The sequence below is a fragment of the Actinorhabdospora filicis genome, assembly GCF_030269765.1.
In the GTDB taxonomy this organism is placed as follows: Bacteria; Actinomycetota; Actinomycetes; order Mycobacteriales; family Micromonosporaceae; genus Actinorhabdospora; species Actinorhabdospora filicis.
In genome coordinates this window covers 691,829-708,303 of the sequence record NZ_BSTX01000003.1, presented here as the reverse complement: position 1 = coordinate 708,303, position 16,475 = coordinate 691,829, and the positions used below count along the sequence as shown (strand labels likewise).

At 73.6% G+C, this 16,475-nt stretch carries 18 protein-coding genes; 9 read left to right on the top strand and 9 right to left on the bottom strand.

Annotated elements, in window-relative coordinates:
• Positions 1-6: 6 nt before the first annotated feature.
• The gene (locus QSK10_RS23575; protein WP_285665115.1) at positions 7-495 is read right to left on the bottom strand and encodes a methylated-DNA--[protein]-cysteine S-methyltransferase; all 489 of its coding nucleotides are present in this window, start codon (positions 493-495) and stop codon (positions 7-9) included.
• A 62-nt stretch (positions 496-557) separates the two neighbouring features.
• Positions 558-1,895, bottom strand: a complete 1,338-nt coding sequence (locus tag QSK10_RS23570; protein ID WP_432705365.1) for a bifunctional transcriptional activator/DNA repair enzyme AdaA — start codon at positions 1,893-1,895, stop codon at positions 558-560.
• A gap of 482 nt (positions 1,896-2,377) precedes the next feature.
• Here QSK10_RS23570 and QSK10_RS23565 point away from each other — a divergent pair, with 482 nt between their 5' ends.
• The 5 genes from QSK10_RS23565 to QSK10_RS23545 are packed head-to-tail and all read left to right on the top strand — an operon-like array spanning position 2,378 to position 5,855.
• Positions 2,378-2,773 (top strand): TOBE domain-containing protein, encoded by a 396-nt coding sequence (locus QSK10_RS23565; protein ID WP_285665113.1) that lies wholly within the window; start codon positions 2,378-2,380, stop codon positions 2,771-2,773.
• A 17-nt stretch (positions 2,774-2,790) separates the two neighbouring features.
• Positions 2,791-3,543 carry a molybdate ABC transporter substrate-binding protein gene (modA, locus tag QSK10_RS23560; protein ID WP_285665414.1) on the top strand — a complete coding sequence of 251 codons (753 nt, stop codon included), beginning with the start codon at positions 2,791-2,793 and terminating at the stop codon, positions 3,541-3,543.
• 20 nt (positions 3,544-3,563) lie between these two features.
• Entirely contained in the window at positions 3,564-4,325 is a 762-nt protein-coding gene (locus tag QSK10_RS23555; RefSeq protein ID WP_285665112.1) for an ABC transporter permease, read from the top strand.
• A complete protein-coding gene (locus QSK10_RS23550) occupies positions 4,322-5,353 on the top strand; it encodes an ABC transporter ATP-binding protein (RefSeq protein WP_285665111.1) in 1,032 nt (343 codons plus the stop codon). Before QSK10_RS23555 ends, QSK10_RS23550 begins: the two co-directional genes overlap by 4 nt.
• Positions 5,354-5,390: 37 nt before the next feature.
• Complete coding sequence (locus QSK10_RS23545) at positions 5,391-5,855, top strand: hypothetical protein (RefSeq protein WP_285665110.1); 465 nt, start codon at positions 5,391-5,393, stop codon at positions 5,853-5,855.
• A gap of 14 nt (positions 5,856-5,869) precedes the next feature.
• On the opposite strand, the gene QSK10_RS23540 is transcribed toward QSK10_RS23545, so the two are convergent.
• Together QSK10_RS23540 and QSK10_RS23535 are read right to left on the bottom strand one after the other, a co-directional pair.
• Positions 5,870-6,925, bottom strand: a complete 1,056-nt coding sequence (locus QSK10_RS23540) for a hypothetical protein (RefSeq protein ID WP_285665109.1) — start codon at positions 6,923-6,925, stop codon at positions 5,870-5,872.
• 10 nt (positions 6,926-6,935) lie between these two features.
• Complete coding sequence (locus tag QSK10_RS23535; protein ID WP_285665108.1) at positions 6,936-7,736, bottom strand: AAA family ATPase; 801 nt, start codon at positions 7,734-7,736, stop codon at positions 6,936-6,938.
• 173 nt (positions 7,737-7,909) lie between these two features.
• Here QSK10_RS23535 and QSK10_RS23530 point away from each other — a divergent pair, with 173 nt between their 5' ends.
• Positions 7,910-9,745: an ABC transporter ATP-binding protein gene (locus tag QSK10_RS23530; protein WP_285665107.1), complete on the top strand. Its 1,836-nt coding sequence runs from the start codon at positions 7,910-7,912 to the stop codon at positions 9,743-9,745.
• Here QSK10_RS23530 and QSK10_RS23525 read toward each other — a convergent pair.
• The 4 genes from QSK10_RS23525 to QSK10_RS23510 form a co-directional block, all read right to left on the bottom strand.
• Positions 9,727-10,254: an EF-hand domain-containing protein gene (locus QSK10_RS23525; RefSeq protein ID WP_285665106.1), complete on the bottom strand. Its 528-nt coding sequence runs from the start codon at positions 10,252-10,254 to the stop codon at positions 9,727-9,729. The two genes, QSK10_RS23530 and QSK10_RS23525, sit on opposite strands and share 19 nt — an antisense overlap.
• 77 nt (positions 10,255-10,331) lie before the next feature.
• Positions 10,332-10,874, bottom strand: a complete 543-nt coding sequence (locus QSK10_RS23520; protein WP_285665105.1) for an EF-hand domain-containing protein — start codon at positions 10,872-10,874, stop codon at positions 10,332-10,334.
• 76 nt (positions 10,875-10,950) lie between these two features.
• Positions 10,951-11,595 carry a response regulator gene (locus QSK10_RS23515; protein ID WP_285665104.1) on the bottom strand — a complete coding sequence of 215 codons (645 nt, stop codon included), beginning with the start codon at positions 11,593-11,595 and terminating at the stop codon, positions 10,951-10,953.
• 7 nt (positions 11,596-11,602) lie between these two features.
• Positions 11,603-12,703, bottom strand: a complete 1,101-nt coding sequence (locus tag QSK10_RS23510) for a sensor histidine kinase (protein ID WP_285665103.1) — start codon at positions 12,701-12,703, stop codon at positions 11,603-11,605.
• Positions 12,704-12,826: 123 nt separating this feature from the next.
• Here QSK10_RS23510 and QSK10_RS23505 point away from each other — a divergent pair, with 123 nt between their 5' ends.
• From QSK10_RS23505 to QSK10_RS23495, 3 genes are read left to right on the top strand one after another with little or no spacing between them, the layout of a single operon-like run.
• Positions 12,827-13,735 carry an ABC transporter ATP-binding protein gene (locus QSK10_RS23505; protein WP_285665102.1) on the top strand — a complete coding sequence of 303 codons (909 nt, stop codon included), beginning with the start codon at positions 12,827-12,829 and terminating at the stop codon, positions 13,733-13,735.
• Positions 13,732-14,604 carry an ABC transporter permease gene (locus QSK10_RS23500; protein ID WP_285665101.1) on the top strand — a complete coding sequence of 291 codons (873 nt, stop codon included), beginning with the start codon at positions 13,732-13,734 and terminating at the stop codon, positions 14,602-14,604. The genes QSK10_RS23505 and QSK10_RS23500 overlap by 4 nt, the downstream gene beginning before the upstream one ends.
• Positions 14,605-14,630: 26 nt before the next feature.
• Entirely contained in the window at positions 14,631-15,113 is a 483-nt protein-coding gene (locus QSK10_RS23495) for an NUDIX domain-containing protein (RefSeq protein WP_285665100.1), read from the top strand.
• A gap of 3 nt (positions 15,114-15,116) precedes the next feature.
• Here the strand turns inward: QSK10_RS23495 and QSK10_RS23490 are convergent, their stop codons facing one another.
• Positions 15,117-16,403 (bottom strand): hypothetical protein, encoded by a 1,287-nt coding sequence (locus QSK10_RS23490; RefSeq protein ID WP_285665099.1) that lies wholly within the window; start codon positions 16,401-16,403, stop codon positions 15,117-15,119.
• Positions 16,404-16,475: the final 72 nt, after the last annotated feature.

The window sequence follows — 16,475 nt, the reverse complement described above, 5'->3', positions numbered from 1 at the left end:
CTCGGCTCAGATCAGGGTGGGCTGGATGGCGCCCTCGTGGCCGAGCAGCCATTCCTTGCGCGGGATCCCGGCGGCGTAGCCGCGCATCGCGCCGTCGGCGCCGATGACGCGGTGGCAGGGGCGGACCAGCAGCAGCGGGTTCGCGCCGACCGCCGCGCCGAGGGCCTGGACGCGCTCGCGCGGCAGGCCGATGCTCGCCGCCAGCCGTCCATAGGAGACGGTGGTGCCGTGCGGGATGGCGTCCAGGGCGTCCCAGATCCGGGTCTGGAACTCGCTGCCGGACACGTCGTAGGCCAGCTCGAAGGTGGTGCGCTCACCGGCGAAGTACTCGCGCAGCTGACGGACGGCCTCGGTGAAGGCCGCGTCGTCGCGGGTCATGCCCTCGATGGAGACGGGGTTCTTCTGCCCGGGCATGGACAGCGAGGACAGCCCGGCGGTGGTGGCGGTGAGCGTGAGCTCGCCGAGCGGGCTGTCGATGATCGTGTAGACGGCCATGTCGACCGGCTCCTCTCAGACGTTCTTCCTCTTGAGAAGCCAAGTCTGGCGCGATCGACGGGCTAGTGCTGGCGGTTTTCGGACGCGGTGTTGAGCAGGTGCGTCGCATAGGAGCGCCAGGGCCGCCAGGCGTCCCCGTCGACCTCGGCCAGCAGGACGTCGGGGTCGCCGAGGGCGCGCATCCGGATGTACCCGGCGGTGCGCGGGCCGATCGGGAACGCGGCCAGCTCGCGCTCGGCCTCCGCCCGGTCGGCGCCCGGGTCGAGGCGCAGCCGCCCGGAGGTCAGCGCGGTGGCGAGCGCACCGACCACGCCGTCCTCGCCGGTGAGCGCCCCGGCGGCGGGGAAGCGGTGGGTGAGACCGCCGGTGGGCTCGTCGAGCGGTTCGCCGTGACGGGCGACGAGCCCGGCGAGCGAGCGTCCGGCCACCGCGGCGATGGCCGCCTCGTGCGGGTCGACCGCGCCGGGCGAGCGGACGCCGGGCCGCGCGGCCACCAGGGGCGCCAGCAGCGGGTCGCCGCCGAGGCGGTCGGCGACGGCGGCGGGATCGGCGTCGAGGTCGAAGAGGCGGCGGACGCGGTAGGTGGCGGTGGTCAGGTCGCGCGGGTCGCTCAGGCGCAGGCGGGCGTCGAGCCAGCCGCGTCCGGCGCGTTCGTCGACCTCGGCGAGCCCGGTCCCGGCGGGGAGCGTGAGGGTGCGGCGGTAGGTGCGGGCGCCGCGCTCGCCGGTGATCTCCTCGACGCCGGGGATGAGGCGGGCGGCGAGGTGGTCGAAGACCCCGGCGGCGTCGTATTCGCCGCGGTAGGCCATGCGCAGCGCGATGCCGCCCGGGCAGGGCTCGGCGCCGCGGGCGGGGCGCCCGGTGCGGGCGGCGCGCAGGTCGGTGGGGGTGAGGCCGTAGACCTCTTTGACGGTGTCGTTGAACTGGCGGATCGAGGCGAATCCGGCGGCGAAGGCCACCGACCCGGCCGGCATCGCGGTGGTCTGGAGCAGCACGCGGGCGGTGTGGGCGCGCTGGGCGCGGGCGAGCGCGATGGGTCCCGCGCCGACCTCGGCATTGAGCTGCCGCTGCACTTGGCGGGGGCTGTAGGCGAGGCGCGCGGCGAGCCCGGGGACGCCCTCGCGGTCGACGACGCCGTCGCCGATGAGGCGCATGGCGCGTCCCACGATGTCGGCCCGCACGTTCCAGGCGGCCGAGCCGGGGACGGCGTCCGGGCGGCAGCGGCGGCAGGCGCGGAAGCCGGAGCCCTGCGCGGCGGCGGCCGTGGTGTAGAAGCGCACGTTGCCGCGTTTGGGCGTGGTGGCCGGGCAGCTCGGGCGGCAGTAGATGCCGGTGGTGGTGACGGCGAAGAAGAACTCGCCGTCGAAGCGGGCGTCGCGGCTGGACACCGCCTCGTACATGCCGTCCTCGGTCAACACCCTCCAATGATGCCGCCGGGTGGGGGGGATGACCGGCGGTTTTCGGACGTGACGTTCGCGGGTGGGCGGGAGGGGCCGGCGCGGGGGTGGTGGCCGCGGGGGTGCGGGCGCGATGGGTGGGAGGGGCGGCGGGTGCGGGCATGCGGGCGGAAGGGGCGGGCGCGGGCGTGCGGTGGGTGTGGGCGGGGGGCCGGCGCGGGCGGTTGGGCAGGGGTGCGGTGGGCCCCACCCGGGTCCACCGGCGGCGGCTGTGCCGTGCCCTGCCGCACCGGCGGCCGGGCGCACGCCGTCCCGGCGGCACCGCGGCGAGCGCGCGGGCGGTCCCGGCTCCGGCCACCGTGCCGGGCCGCGCGGCGGCAGGGCGGCCCACCCCACCGTCCGCCGCTCACCGCCCTCGCTCGTGCCGCATCTGCGAGCCGGAACCGCGATTCCCTCTCGCATTCGCCACCATTACACTCGCCTTCGTGACGCGTTTCCGGATCAGTGAGGCCGCCGAGCTCCTCGGTGTCAGCCCCGACACGGTGCGCCGTTGGGTCGACGGCGGCCGCCTCTCCGCCGACCGCGACGACCACGGCCACCGGGTCATCGCCGGGTCCGATCTGGCGGCCTTCGTGACCGCGCAGTCGGCCGTGCCCGGTGGCGGGGACCGGACCTCGGCCCGCAATCGGATGCGCGGCATCGTCACCGCGGTCACCAAGGACGCGGTGATGGCGCAGGTCGACATCCAGGCCGGGCCGTTCCGGGTGGTGTCGCTGATGAGCCGCGAGGCGGTGGACGAGCTGGGCCTGGAGGTCGGTTCGGTGGCCGTCGCCGTCGTGAAGTCGACCAACGTCGTCGTCGAACTGGGAAGGAACCCCTAGTGAAGCCCCTCCGCTTGATGGCCGTCGCCCTCGCGGCCGTCCTCGCCTTCGCCGCCTGCGGCACGAAGGACGATCCCGCACCGCAGAGCGGCGAGAAGGGCGTCACCGGCCCGGTGACGGTCTTCGCCGCGGCGTCCCTGACCGAGGCGTTCACCACGATCGGCGCCGACTTCGAGAAGGCCCACCCGGGCACGAAGGTCACCTTCAACTTCGCCGGGTCCTCGGCGCTGGCGACCCAGATCAACGAGGGCGCGCCCGCCGACGTGTTCGCCTCGGCCGCGCCGAAGAACATGCAGACCGTCACCGACGCCGGCAACACCAAGGGCGGGGCGAAGGTGTTCGTGAAGAACCAGCTGGTCATCGCCGTCGCCAAGGGCAACCCGAAGGGGATCACGGGCCTGGCCGATCTGGCGAAGCCGGACGTGAAGGTCGCCCTGTGCGCCGAGCAGGTCCCGTGCGGCGCGGCCGCGAAGAAGGCCATCGGCGACCTGAAGATCACCCCCGTCACCCTTGAGCAGGACGTCAAGTCGGCCCTGTCGAAGGTGAAGCTCGGCGAGGTCGACGCCGCCCTCGTCTACCGCACCGACGCGAAGTCCTCCCCCGACGTCGACGCCGTGGAGTTCCCCGAGTCGGCCAGCGCGATCAACGAGTACCCGATCGCGGCCCTCAAGAACGGCCCCAACGCCGCCGGGGCCGGGGCCTTCGTCGCCTACGTGCTGTCCGAGGCGGGCCGCGCGGTCCTGCTCAAGGCCGGTTTCCAGGCGCCGTGACGCACCGGAGGAGGACACCGATGGGACTGCTGGTCCCGGCGCTGGCCGGGCTGCTGTTCCTCGTCCTCCCCCTGGTCGGGCTGGTCGTCCGCGCGCCGTGGTCGACCATGCCCGCCCGCCTGGCCGAGCCGGCCGTCCTGGACGCGCTGTGGCTGTCGGTGCGCACCGCGACGATGGCCACCGCCGTGTGCCTCGTCCTGGGCGTGCCCCTGGCGTGGCTGCTGGCCCGCGCGGACTTCCCCGGGCGCCGGGTGGTCCGCGCGCTGGTCACCGTCCCCCTCGTCCTGCCGCCCGTGGTCGGTGGTGTGGCGCTGCTGCTGGTCTTCGGGCGGCGCGGCCTCATCGGCGAGTGGCTGGATTCGGCCTTCGGGATCACGCTCCCGTTCACCACCGCCGGTGTGGTGCTGGCCGAGGCGTTCGTGGCGATGCCGTTCCTGGTCATCGCCGTCGAGGGCGCCCTGCGCGGCGCCGACACCCGCTACGAGGAGGCCGCCGCGACGCTGGGCGCGGGCCGCTGGACGACGTTCACGCGCGTCACGCTGCCGCTGGTCGCGCCCGGCGTGGCCGCCGGTGGCGTCCTGTGCTGGGCGCGCGCCCTCGGCGAGTTCGGCGCCACCATCACCTTCGCCGGGAACTTCCCCGGCCGCACCCAGACCATGCCGCTGGCGGTGTACCTGGCGCTGGAGACCGACGTGCAGGCCGCGATCGTGCTGTCGTTGCTGCTGCTGGCGGTGTCGGTGACGATCCTGGCGGCCCTGCGCGACAAGTGGGTGAGCGGGTGAGCCTCGACGCGCATCTCGTGGTGTCCCGCGCGGCGTTCACGCTGGACGTGGCGTTGCGCGCCGAACCCGGCGAGGTGGTGGCGCTGCTGGGTCCCAACGGCGCGGGCAAGACCACCGCGCTGCGGGCCCTGGCGGGACTGGAGCCGCTGTCCGGCGGGCATGTGCGGCTGTCCGGGCGGGACCTGACGCGCGTGCCGCCGGAGAAGCGCGGCGTGGGCGTGGTCTTCCAGGACTACCTGCTGTTCTCGCACCTGTCGGCGCTGGACAACGTGGCCTTCGGGCCGCGCCGCCGGGGCCGCACCCGCGCCGAGGCCCGCGGGATCGCCGCCGCGTGGCTGGACCGGGTCGGGCTGGCCGCGTTCGCCGAGCGCAAGCCGCGCAAGCTGTCCGGCGGGCAGCAGCAGCGCGTGGCCCTGGCCCGCGCGCTGGCCGTGGAACCCGAACTGCTGTTGCTCGACGAGCCTCTCGCCGCGCTGGACGCCCGCACGCGCCTGGACACCCGCGCCGAACTCCACGAGCACCTCGCGAAGCACACCGGGGCGACGCTGCTGATCACCCACGACCCGCTGGACGCGCTGATGCTCGCCGACCGGCTGGTCATCGTCGAGGACGGCCGCATCGTCCAGGAGGGCGACGCCGCCGAGGTCACCGCGCGTCCCCGCACCGACTACATCGCCCGCCTCGTCGGGCTGAACCTGTACCGGGGCCGCGGGGACGGGCGCACGGTCGCCGTGGGCGATCTCGTCCTGCACGTCGCCGACGAGGTGTCGGGCGAGTCCTACGCGGCGTTCCCGCCCTCGGCGGTCACGCTGCACCCGGCGCGTCCCGACGGCTCGGCGCGCAACGCGTGGCCCGCGCGCGTGGCCGGCGTCCAGCGGCACGGCGACAATCTGCGGGTGCGGCTGGACGGTCCCGTCGAGCTGGCCGCCGACGTCACCCCGGCCGCCGCCGCGCACCTGCGGCTGTCCCCCGGCCAGGAGGTCTGGGCGGCGGTGAAGGCCGCGCAGGTTCGCGCCTACCGTTACTGACACAAGTTGTCAGGTATGGCGGCTTACGGTACTGCGCATGAGCGACAGCCATGATTTCGACCCGTACTTCGGGCAGTGGAAACTGCACACCCGCAAGCTCCGCGACGTCCTCGACCCCGACTGTGAGGAGTGGATCGAGTTCGACGGCAGCAACGACGTCCAGCCGATCCTGGGCGGCCTCGGCAACATCGAGAAGTCGGTGAACTACGGCGAGGAGGACTTCTACGGGATGTCCATCCGCCTGTTCGACCCGGCCGCCGGGGTCTGGCGGATCTGGTGGGCCTCCAGCAAGTTCCCCGGGCAGATGGGCGTCCCGAACGAGGGGGTCTTCACCGACGGCGTCGGGACCTTCGTCACCGACGAGGAACTGAACGGCCGCATGACGCGGGTCCGCTTCCAGTGGACCGGCATCGCCGAGGGGAAGCCCCGCTGGGAGCAGTCGTTCTCCTACGACGAGGGCGCGACCTGGAAGCTGAACTGGGTGACGACCTCGCACCGGTAGGACGCACGGTGGCGCTACCCGTGGGGTGGCGCCACCCGCAGGTCCGACAGGCAGCACACGGCCCGGCCACCGGCGTCACGGCCGATCCAGACCCGGTGGCCGCCCGGGGCGGCGAAGGCGACGAGACTGACCTCCTCGCCGTCGATCCAGATCTCGTGCGCCCCGTCGTGGACACCGTCCAGCACGCCCTCGCTGGCCTCGATCGCCTCGCCCAGCGCGGCGGCGTCGGCGGCGTCCACGAAACACCCCATGGCCCCCTCGCGCTCGCCCGCGCTCTCCCACGTGGCGACCTCGGCCCCGGTGAACCACACGATCGCCGCGACCGGGACACCCGACACCGCCACCTGCTCCACCCGGTACTCCCCCGGCGTCACCGTCACGACGGGCGCGGCCACGGCGCCCACCCGCGCCGGATCTCCCACGGCGACCCGCCCGCTGGACAGGCGCAGGGTCCCGATCTCTTCGCCCTCGACCTCGCGCGCGACGAGGGCGTCCAGGTACCGCTCCGGCCCGGCCGAAAGGGGCCGCCAGGGCGCGCTCCCGGTGATCTGCGAGCCGCCGGTCGGCTCCAGCACCGCCGCGAAACCACCCGGCGGGAACGGCGTGAACGGATGCCACTCGCCGAAGCGGGGCACCGTGCGCCACAACGCGTCCACCGCCACGGTGTCCACCGTGACGCCACTGCCGTGCGCGCCGCGTCCGGTGCTGACGCGCGTCCGCCCGCCGGGTTCACGCTCGACCTTCTCGTGCCACACGCCCGGGTCGCCGGTGCGCTCGCCGGGCCCGAAGCGCCATTCCTCGTCGCGGACGGGGAACAGCTCGCCCTCGCGCATGCGGCGGTACACCGTCCGCGCGGCCAGCCGTCCCTCACCGTCCATTCTGGACACCGCGAGGTAGTCGGCCTCCCACGCGACGTCGATGACGACGGCCGGGCCGTCGGCCGGGGCCACCAGGACGGTGTAGGGCCGCCCGGCGCAGTCGGCGGCGAAGGCGTCGGCGCCGGTCAGCCAGCCGATGGCGCGGCCCGCCGCCCAGTCCCAGCCCTCGCAGTAGCGCATGGTCACGTTCACGCTGCGGACATTACTGTCCACCCCCGACAGTCGCGATCTCCTCGGCGGTGCCCGCGACCACCAGGCGGGCGGCCCCGGCGCGGGCGTAGCCGGCGCGCAGGACGCCGAGGTTGCGGCGCAGGATCCAGGCCGGGTCACCGGCCGAGCAGCGTCCGACCTGCGTGAGGTCCACATAGGCGGCCGGTTCCTTCGCCCGGACGCCTTCGAACAGCGTCCAGCCGCCGGGCGCCAGGTCCGGGCCGTCCTTGGTGAACCACGTCACCGGGATCCCGGCCCGTCCGGAGTCCACTTCGGACTCCGCCGGGACGGGCCCGGTGCCCGCCACGATCCCGGGCCAGCCCACCGAGGACTTGCGCGCGACCTCCTCCAGGGGCGCGTCGCCGTCCACGAGCAGGTCGCCGAAACCGGCCTCGTCGTAGGCGGCGGCGTCCGACAGCGCGTCCTCCAGCAGGTCGGGACGCCAGCCGCGCGCCAGGAACCGCTCCCGCAGCACCCCCGGCTCGACCCGCAGGCGGGCCACGGTGAGCGAGGCACCGGGGATCCCCGCGGCGCACTCGGTGACGATCGCGGAGTCCTCGCCGATGCCGGACACGATCAGGCAGCCGGCCCCGGCCGCGCGGAACACCGCCGCGACCCCGGCCACATGCGCCGGGCGCACCCAGCGCGGTGCCGGGTACATCAGCGCGATCTGGTCGAGGTCGACGCAGGCGACCGGTACGTCCTCTTCGGACAGTCTGGTGTAGATGGCCCGCGCCGTCGTCGTCTTTCCGACGCCGGAGGGCCCGTAGAGCCACAGAACGGGGAACGACATACCGGGGAGGCTACGAGCGGGCGCCGGGGCGCGCCTCCGGTTTTATTCGCGTGCGCGCCACCACCGGCGTCCCTAGACTCCGCCGCATGTCCGCCTGACGAGAGGCCCCAGAACCGAGACACGCCACCCGGCCCGTCTCGTGCTGAACGCCGTCCTCGTCTCGGAGACCTTCCGTGTTCAAGATCCTGGCCGACACCGTCGACCCGTTCCGGTCGCGCACGTCGCAGGCCCCGCCGCCGGGCGTGTGGGCCTTCCTCTTCCGTGAGCTGCGGCCCCTGCGCTTCATCGCGGCCCTCAGCCTGCTGACCACCATCGTCAACGCGTCGATCGACGTGTGGCTCATCGCCTACGCCGGGCGGCTCGTGGACGCCCTGGGGTCCACCACGCCCGAGCGCCTGTGGGCCGATCGCGGCGGCGAGCTGCTCGGCATGGCCGCCGTGGTCCTGCTGCTGCGGCCCGGCGTCCACTTCCTCAGCGAGGCCCTCGACGACATCGCCTTCCGCCCCAACGCCACGATGCTGGCGACGTGGCGGGCGCACCGGCACGTCTCGCGCCAGTCGGTGGGCTGGTTCCGCGACCGCCTCGCCGGGGGCGTGGCGACGTGGGTCCGCGACGGTGGCGCCGCCGCCGGCGACGCGGCCTACATCGTCGTCCACGGCCTGTCCTACGTGCTCGTCTACATCGCCGGGGCCTTCGTGATGACGGCCTCGATGGACGCGCGGCTGATGCTGCCGCTGGGGCTGTGGCTGGTCCTGTACGTGGTCTTCGCGCGCTGGATCGTGCCCCGCTACCGCCGCGCCTCCGAGCGCAAGCAGGAGACGGCCTCGGAACTGACCGGGCTGCTCGTCGACTCCTACGCCAATGTGGACACCATCGCGCTGATGGCCGACGGGGACGCCGAGGACCGCCGCGACCGCGCGGTCTTCACCGCCGCCCGCAACGCGCAGATCGGCGTCCAGCGCCTGGAGGTCGGCATGAACACCGTCATGACCGTCCTGTCCGGGATCCTCATGGCGGGGCTCATCGGCTACGGCCTGCTGCTGTGGCGCTCCGGCGCCGCCCCGCTGGGGCTGATCGGCGCGTCGGTCGCCCTGAGCTTCCGCACCACGACCATGGCCGAGTGGCTGCTCGACTCGGTCTCGGCGCTGTTCGGCGCGTTCGGCGCGCTGCGCCGGTCCCTCCAGACCATCGCGCAGCCCATCGCCGTCCCCGACCGGCCGGACGCCACCGAGCTGACCGTGACCGGCGGCGCGATCGCCTTCCACGACGTCCACCACCGCTACGGCGGCGGCAGCGGCGGCCTCAACGGCCTGGACCTGACGGTCGCCGCCGGGGAGAAGGTCGGCGTCGTGGGCCGCTCCGGGGCGGGCAAGTCGACCCTGGTCAACCTGCTGCTGCGGTTCCACGCCGCCGAGTCGGGCGCCATCACCGTCGACGGGCAGGACATCGCCGGGGTCACCCGGGAGAGCCTGCGCCGCCACATCGCGATGGTCGCCCAGGAGGCGGTCCTGCTGCACCGCTCGGTCCGCGAGAACATCACCTACGGCGACGAGGACCTCGGCGAGGCCGCCCGCCGCGCCGCCGCCGACGGGTTCGTCCCCGGCCTGCGCGACCGCGACGGGCGCACCGGCCTCGACGCCCACGTCGGCGAGCGCGGCGTCCGCCTGTCGGGCGGGCAGCGGCAGCGGGTGGCGCTGATGCGCGCGTTCCACAAGGACGCGCCGATCCTGGTGCTGGACGAGGCGACCTCGGCGCTGGACTCGGAGGTGGAGGCGGTGATCCAGGAGTCTTTGGCGGAGGTGATGCGGGGGCGGACGGTCATCGCGATCGCGCATCGGCTGTCGACGATCGCGAGCATGGACCGGATCGTGGTCCTGGACGAGGGCCGGGTCGTGGAGGAGGGCACGCACGCCGCGCTGCTGGAGCGCGGCGGGGTGTACACGGGCCTGTGGAAGCGCCAGTCGGGCGGGTTCCTGGGTGTGGAGGCCGATCAGACCGGCGCGGCGTAGACGGCGCGCGGGTCGGTGTAGAAGCGGACGGCGGCGTCGAGGAGTTCGCGGGCGGTGATGCGCCCGTCCTCGTCGGCGTCGAGGCCGGGGAGGTCCTCCCCGGCCGGTCCGCCCAGCCACATCGCGGCCAGCACGGCGACCCATTCGGCGCGGCTGACGCGCCCGTCGCCGTCCCGGTCGGCGACGGCGACCACGGCCTCGGCCCAGGGCCGCACGACGCGTTCGAAGCCCTCGGGGTTGCCGCGCAGGCTGACGTCGGCGGCGAGGAGGAACTCCTCGCGGGTGATCTGGCCGTCCCGGTCGACGTCGGTGTTGAGGGCGAGTCCCTTGTAGAAGGACCAGGCGGCCTTGGACAGCGCGCGGGCGCGGTCGGTGCCGACGGGTTCGCCGACGGCGTCCAGGACGGCCGAGGCCAGCGCGGCGAAGTCCTCGAAGGTGACCGCGCCGTCGCCGTCGCGGTCGAGGGCGTCGAAGCGGGCGGTGAGGCGGGACTGGTATTCGTCGCTCATGGTTCTCCCCGTCGGGTGTCGCTTTCGGACGGAACGTAACACCCGCCGCGGTCGCGCCGCGGCGGGTGGCGTTCGGTTCAGACCCCGGCGCGTTCGAATTCCGGGCGCAGCGCCTGGTCCTCGGTGTAGAAGTCGACGGCGAGGTTCAGGATCTCCTTGGCGGTGATGTAGCCGTCCCCGTCGGCGTCGATGAGCCCGGGCAGCCGCTCGGCGAGCTCCTCGTCGACGCCTACCGCCAGCAGCGTGATGGCCCACTCGTCGTGGGTGACCAGGCCGTCCTGGTCGCGGTCGGCGATCTCGATGACCGCCTCGGCCCAGGGCTGGGCGATCTGGTGGAAGCCGCGCGGATTGCCGCGCAGGCTGATGTCGGCGGCGTCGAGGAACTCGTCCTTGACGATGCGGCCGTCCATGTTGATGTCGGTGTGCACCGACAGGCCCTCGAAGAAGGTCCGTGCGGCCTCGATGAGCCGCCGCGCCCGCGCCGAGGTGGACGGTTCGCCCGCCGAGGCGAGGATCTCCCGTGCCATCGCCTCGAAATCCGCCTGCGTGATGGCGCCGTCCCCGTCCCGGTCGAGCGCGTCGAACCGGGCGGCGAGTCTGTTCTGGTAGCCGTCGCTCACTGTTACCCCCCATGGTTGGCGACCGTGGACCACGGTAGGCGGGCGGGGAGGGGCGCGCAGGTGGTTCGGGGAAGAGCTAACCGGCCAGCCCCGCCTCGTACGCCCTGATCACCAGCTGCACCCGGTCGCGCGCGTCCAGTTTCGCCAGCAGCCGCGCCACGTGGGTCTTGGCGGTGCCGACGCTGATGTAGAGGCGCTCGCCGATCTCGGCGTTGGTGAGGCCCTCGCCGACCAGCGCGAGGACCTGCACCTCGCGTTCGGTGAGGCCGTCGAGGCTCTTCTTGGCCTTGCGGCGGGAGCCGCTCTGGGCGAAGGCGCCGATGAGGCGGCGGGTGACGCCGGGGGCGATGAGGGCGTCCCCGCCGGCGATGACGCGGATGGCGGCGAGGATGTCGTCGAGGGCCATGTCCTTGACGAGGAATCCGCTGGCCCCGGCGCGCAGGGCGCCGTAGACGTACTCGTCGTCGTCGAAGGTGGTCAGCATCAGCACCCGCACGTCGGTGGACGAGGTGAGCCGGGCGGCGGCGGTGATGCCGTCGGTGCCGGGCATGCGGATGTCCATCACCACCACGTCGGGCCGCAGCGAGGTCGCCATGGCCACCGCCTCGTCGCCGTCACCGGCCTCACCGACGACGGACATGCCCTCGGTGCCGTCGATGAGGACCCGCAGGCCCGCGCGGATCAGCGGCTGGTCGTCGGCGAGCAGGACGCGAATGGTCATGGGGACATCATGCGGGCAGGGGCAGGACGGCCCGCACGCCGAACCCGGATTCGGGCCGGGGACCGGCGCTGAACTCGCCGCCGAGCATCGTCACGCGCTCGCGCATCCCGGTCAGGCCGTAGCCCTCCTCGCCGAGGCCGCCGCCGCGTCCCTCGTCGGTGATCTCCAGCGTGAGGGCGGTGGGGGTGTACTCGACGGTGACGCGGCAGGCATCGACGCGGGCGTGTTTGACGACGTTGGTCAGCGACTCCTGGACGATGCGGTAGGCGGACAGGTCGATGTCCTCGGGGACCTCGCCGCGCTCGCCGCGCACATCGATGCCGACCGTCACCCCGGCGGCGGCGGTGGACTCGGCCAGGCGCGGCAGGTCGCCCAGGCCGGGGGCGGGGGCGAACTCGGCGGGCCGGGCGTCGCCGCGGCGCAGCGAGCCGAGGGTGCGGCGCAGCTGGGCGAGGGTCTCGCGGCTGGTGGTCTCGATGGTGGCGAGGGACTTGCGGGCCTCTTCGGGCTGGGTGTCGATGACGCGGCCGCCGACCCCGGCCTGGATGGCGATGACGCCGATGCTGTGGGAGATCATGTCGTGCAGTTCGCGGGCGATGCGCAGGCGCTCGTCGGTGACGGCCTTGTCCCGCAGGGTCGCGGTGAGGGCGCGGCGCTGGCGGACGGCGGAGCCGATGATCCACGCGGTCACGCTCAGCAGCGGCACGAACAGCAGCGCGAACGGCTCGCCCATCGCCTTGGAGTTCGGCGCGAGCATCCCGAGCCCGGCCAGCACCTCGATGAGCAGGACGCCGCCCGCCGCGCTCAGCGAGACCAGGGGCCGCCGGGTGGCGGCGACGTACCCGACGCAGATCTGGATGATCAGCAGGTACAGGAACGGGGCGGTCCAGTCGCCGCTGCGGCCCCACGCGAACGCGGTCGCGATCATCAGTGCCAGCGCCGGCAGCGGCCACCGGCGCAGCAGCCCGGCCGGCAGCAGGAAGGTCGCCAGGCGCAGCACCAGGTGGGTGTTGTCGGGGTTCCTGGAGAGGAGGAGCAGGAAGCCCGCGGGGAGCAGGACGTACAGGCACCACTTGACCAGCGGCGGGACGCGACGGGCGAAGGACATGGCCCGAAGCCTAGAGCGTGATCTTGACGGTGACGTCTGCCGCAGGGCGTACGCCCGCGGGCCGATCAGGTCCGGCCGCCGGGCAGACGCGGAGGGGCCCCTCCTCCCGGCAATGTTGCCGCCGTGATCGAACTGACGAACCTGACCAAGGCCTACGGCGGCAAGCTCGCCGTGGACGACCTGAGCGTGACCGTGCGGCCCGGGCGGGTCACGGGCTTCCTCGGCCCCAACGGCGCCGGCAAGTCCACCACGCTGCGGATGATCCTCGGCCTGAACGCCCCGAGCGCGGGGACGGTGACCGTCGACGGCGTGCCCTTCGCCACCCACCCGCGCGGCCTGCGGCACGCCGGCGCGCTGCTGGACGCCGGGGACGTCCAGGGCGGGCGCACCGCCCGGGGCCACCTGCGGGTGCTGGCCGCGTCCAACCGGATCCCCCGGGACCGCGTCGAGGAGGTCCTGGACCTGGCCGGGATCGGCGCGGCCGCCGGGCGCCGCATCAGCGGTTTCTCGCTGGGCATGCGCCAGCGGCTCGGCATCGCCGCCGCGCTGCTGGGCGACCCGCCGGTGCTGCTGTTCGACGAGCCGTTCAACGGGCTGGACCCCGAGGGCGTCCTGTGGGTCCGGGAGCTGTTCAAGAGCCTGGCCGCCGAGGGCCGCACGGTGTTCGTCTCCAGCCACCTGATGAGCGAGATGGAGAACACCGCCGAGCATCTGGTGGTCATCGGCCGGGGCCGTCTGATCGCCGACGAGAGCCTGGCGGCGTTCGCCGGGCGCGGCGACGGCGGGCACGTGCGCGTCCGCACCCCCGAGGCCGAGCGCCTCGCGACGCTGCTGACCGGCGCGGGCGGTGGCGTGGAGGCCGCCGGGGAGACCCTCACCGTCACCGGCCTCAGCGGCGACCGGGTCGGTGAGCTGGCCTTCGAGCACCGGGTGCTCCTGCGGGAGTTGTCCACGCACAAGGCGTCGCTGGAGGCGGCGTTCATGGAACTGACCGCCGACAGCGTCGAGTACAAGGCCGGAGCGAAGCGATGACAGACCTGATGGCGCAGCCCGCGAAGAAGGCGCCCATGAACGCCGGGCCCGTGAGGAACGAGCCGCGCGCCCGTTTCGGCGACCTCCTGGCCGCCGAGTGGCACAAGCTGTGGACCCTGCGCTCGACGGCGTGGGCGATCATCGGCGGGGCCGTGCTGATCCCGCTGATGAGCGTCCTGGCGGCGGTGACCGACTACGTGAACTTCCCCGAGTACCCCGACGGGATCAAGGAGAACTTCTTCCCGAGCTGGTCGTCCAATGACGCCTTCAGCGACGGCTCGGCGTGGGTGATGCTCCTGCTGCTGGGCTCGATCGGGGCGGTGATCGTGGCCGGTGAGTACTCCTCGGGCATGATCCGCGCCAACTACGCCGCCGTCCCCCGGCGGCGGCAGCTGATGGCCGCCAAGCTCACCGTGGTCACCGCCCTGTTCACCGTGTGGGGCGCGGTCGTGGCGGTGGTGGCGTTCTTCTCCTCGCAGGCGATCCTCGACGGACGCGGCGTCGGCATCGACATCGACTACCCCGGCGCCCTCCGCCTCGTCCTCGGCTCGGCGATGCTGGCCCCCGTGTCGGTCATCGCGGGCATGGCGATCGCGGCGATCCTGCGGGGCCTGGCGGCGTCCATCGTCACCACCATCGGCGTGACCCTCCTGGCGCCGGTGCTGATGAACTCCCAGCGGGACTGGGTCATCCGCGTCCAGAACCTGTTCCCGATCAGCGCCTGGCGCCGGCTCAGCAACATCGACCCCGACGGCTCGTCCTGGTTCCGGCCCGCGGAGCTGACCGTGGGCGGCGCCTGGATGGTCTACGCGGTCTGGGTCGTGGCCGCGATCGTGGTCGGAGTGCTGGTGGTACGCCGCGACCCGTGAGCCCCGGAGGGTGCGACAGTGAGTCCATGTCGCACCTCTCCGAGCTCCGCCGCCTCGTCGGCGACCGGCTCCTCCTGGTCCCCGGCGCGCAGGTCCTCGCCCTCGACGGCGGGGACCGCGTCCTGCTTCAGCGCGCCACCGACACCGGCCGCTGGGGTCTCCCCGCCGGAGCCTGCGAACCCGGGCAGGGCTTCGCGGCCGCCGCCGTGGCCGAGCTGCGCGAGGAGACCGGGCTGCTCACCACCGAGGCCGACCTGACCGCGTTCGCCTCGCTGTCCGACCCCGGCGTCCACACCCTGACCTACCCCAACGGCGACGTCACCCACTGCTTCGCGCTCTGCTTCGAGGCCCGTACCTGGACGGGCGCACTGCGACCACAGCCCGGCGAGGTGGAGGAGGTCGCCTTCTTCCCGCGCGGCGGGCTGCCCGGTGACCTGCATCCGCCGACACGGGTGGTGCTGGAGATGCACGCGGGGTGGCGGCGGGACGGGGTCTTCCGGGCGGGGTGAGGGTCACTCCCGGGACTCGGTCGGCGGGAGCACCGGTGGCTCGATGCCACGGGTCCCGAAGAAGGCGGCCGCCTCCACCAGGTCCTGTCCCGGGCCCTCGACGAGGTTCAGCCACGCGATCCAGGCGGTGGTCACCGGGCCCGGCCCCCGAACCGCCGGTGGCGCGTGCTTCGCGTTCACCTCGCTCGCGATCGCCGAGGTGTTCCCACCGCCGAAGAAGGCGGCCGTGACGAGCTCCTCGCCCACGTACCCGGCGAGTGAGGCGATCACCTCGTGCTGCTTCGGGTAGGAGTCGCTCGGGGCCACCTTCAGCTCACCGGCGGCGCGCCGCGCGAAGTACTCGGTGGCGCCCTCGTTCGCGTCGAACCCGATGGTGTGCAGGAAGCCCGCCCCGGCCAGCGCGTGCACCAGCTCGTGGATGGCCGCACCGGCGATGTAGTCGGAGTGCCGCATGTACATCAGCCCGCTGGCGGAGTCGGTGAAACCGCCCCAGTTCGCCACCTCGCGGCGCAGCTCCTCGGGCGTCATCGGCTTCCCGGTCTTCGGGTTCTCCCTCCCGGCGCACTGCCCGGCGGCGAACTCGACCCAGGCCGCGTCCTCGATCATCCGCATCCGCGGCGGGCCCTTCGCGCCCCACTTCGCCGCCGCGTATCCCCGCAGCAACGGGCTGCCCGCCGCGTACCCGGCCAGCAGGTCGTGGGAGTCCTTCGGCAGGAAGGTCACCTGCGGCCGGTGCGGCAGCTCGGGGCCGCTCAGGAGCAGGTAGCGCAGCCTCTTGGCGTCCTCCTTGCTCCCGGCCACCTCGGTCATCTCGGTGGCCTGCTCGAAGGAGATCTTGCCGTAGCGCTGCCTCAGGACCGTGCGGATCGTGGCGTCGTCGAGCTTGACCAGCATGGGCGCGGCGATCGCGAACTCGTCCTTCCACAGGTGGTACCGGGCCCGCCCGATCAGCGCCGCATTCCGGTCGACCGCCTCCACCAGTCCCAGCACGGTCTCCCGCCACGCCGGGCTGTGCATCGCGCCTTCGGCCAGGCGGTTGCGGCGGCTCGCACTCAGCCCCTTGACCCGGGCGATGGCCTTGTCGTGCGGGAAGTCCTTCAGGACCCACGCGGCCGCGTGCCAGTCCTTGTCCTCGTACTGCGTCATCGCGTCGCGCTGCACCGACAGCAGCAGCCCCGTGGCCCGGTTGCCCGCCGCGCGCTGCAACCGCAGCAGCGCGTGCGCGGCCACGCCACGGGTGGCCCCCTGGTCCCCACCGAGGGCCGCCGTCCCCTCGGCGCGCGACCTCATGAGCCCACTGTCCCCCGGGTGCCACCTGCGTTATTGCCCGCATATGCCACCCTTTCGGGCGATGCGCGCCGC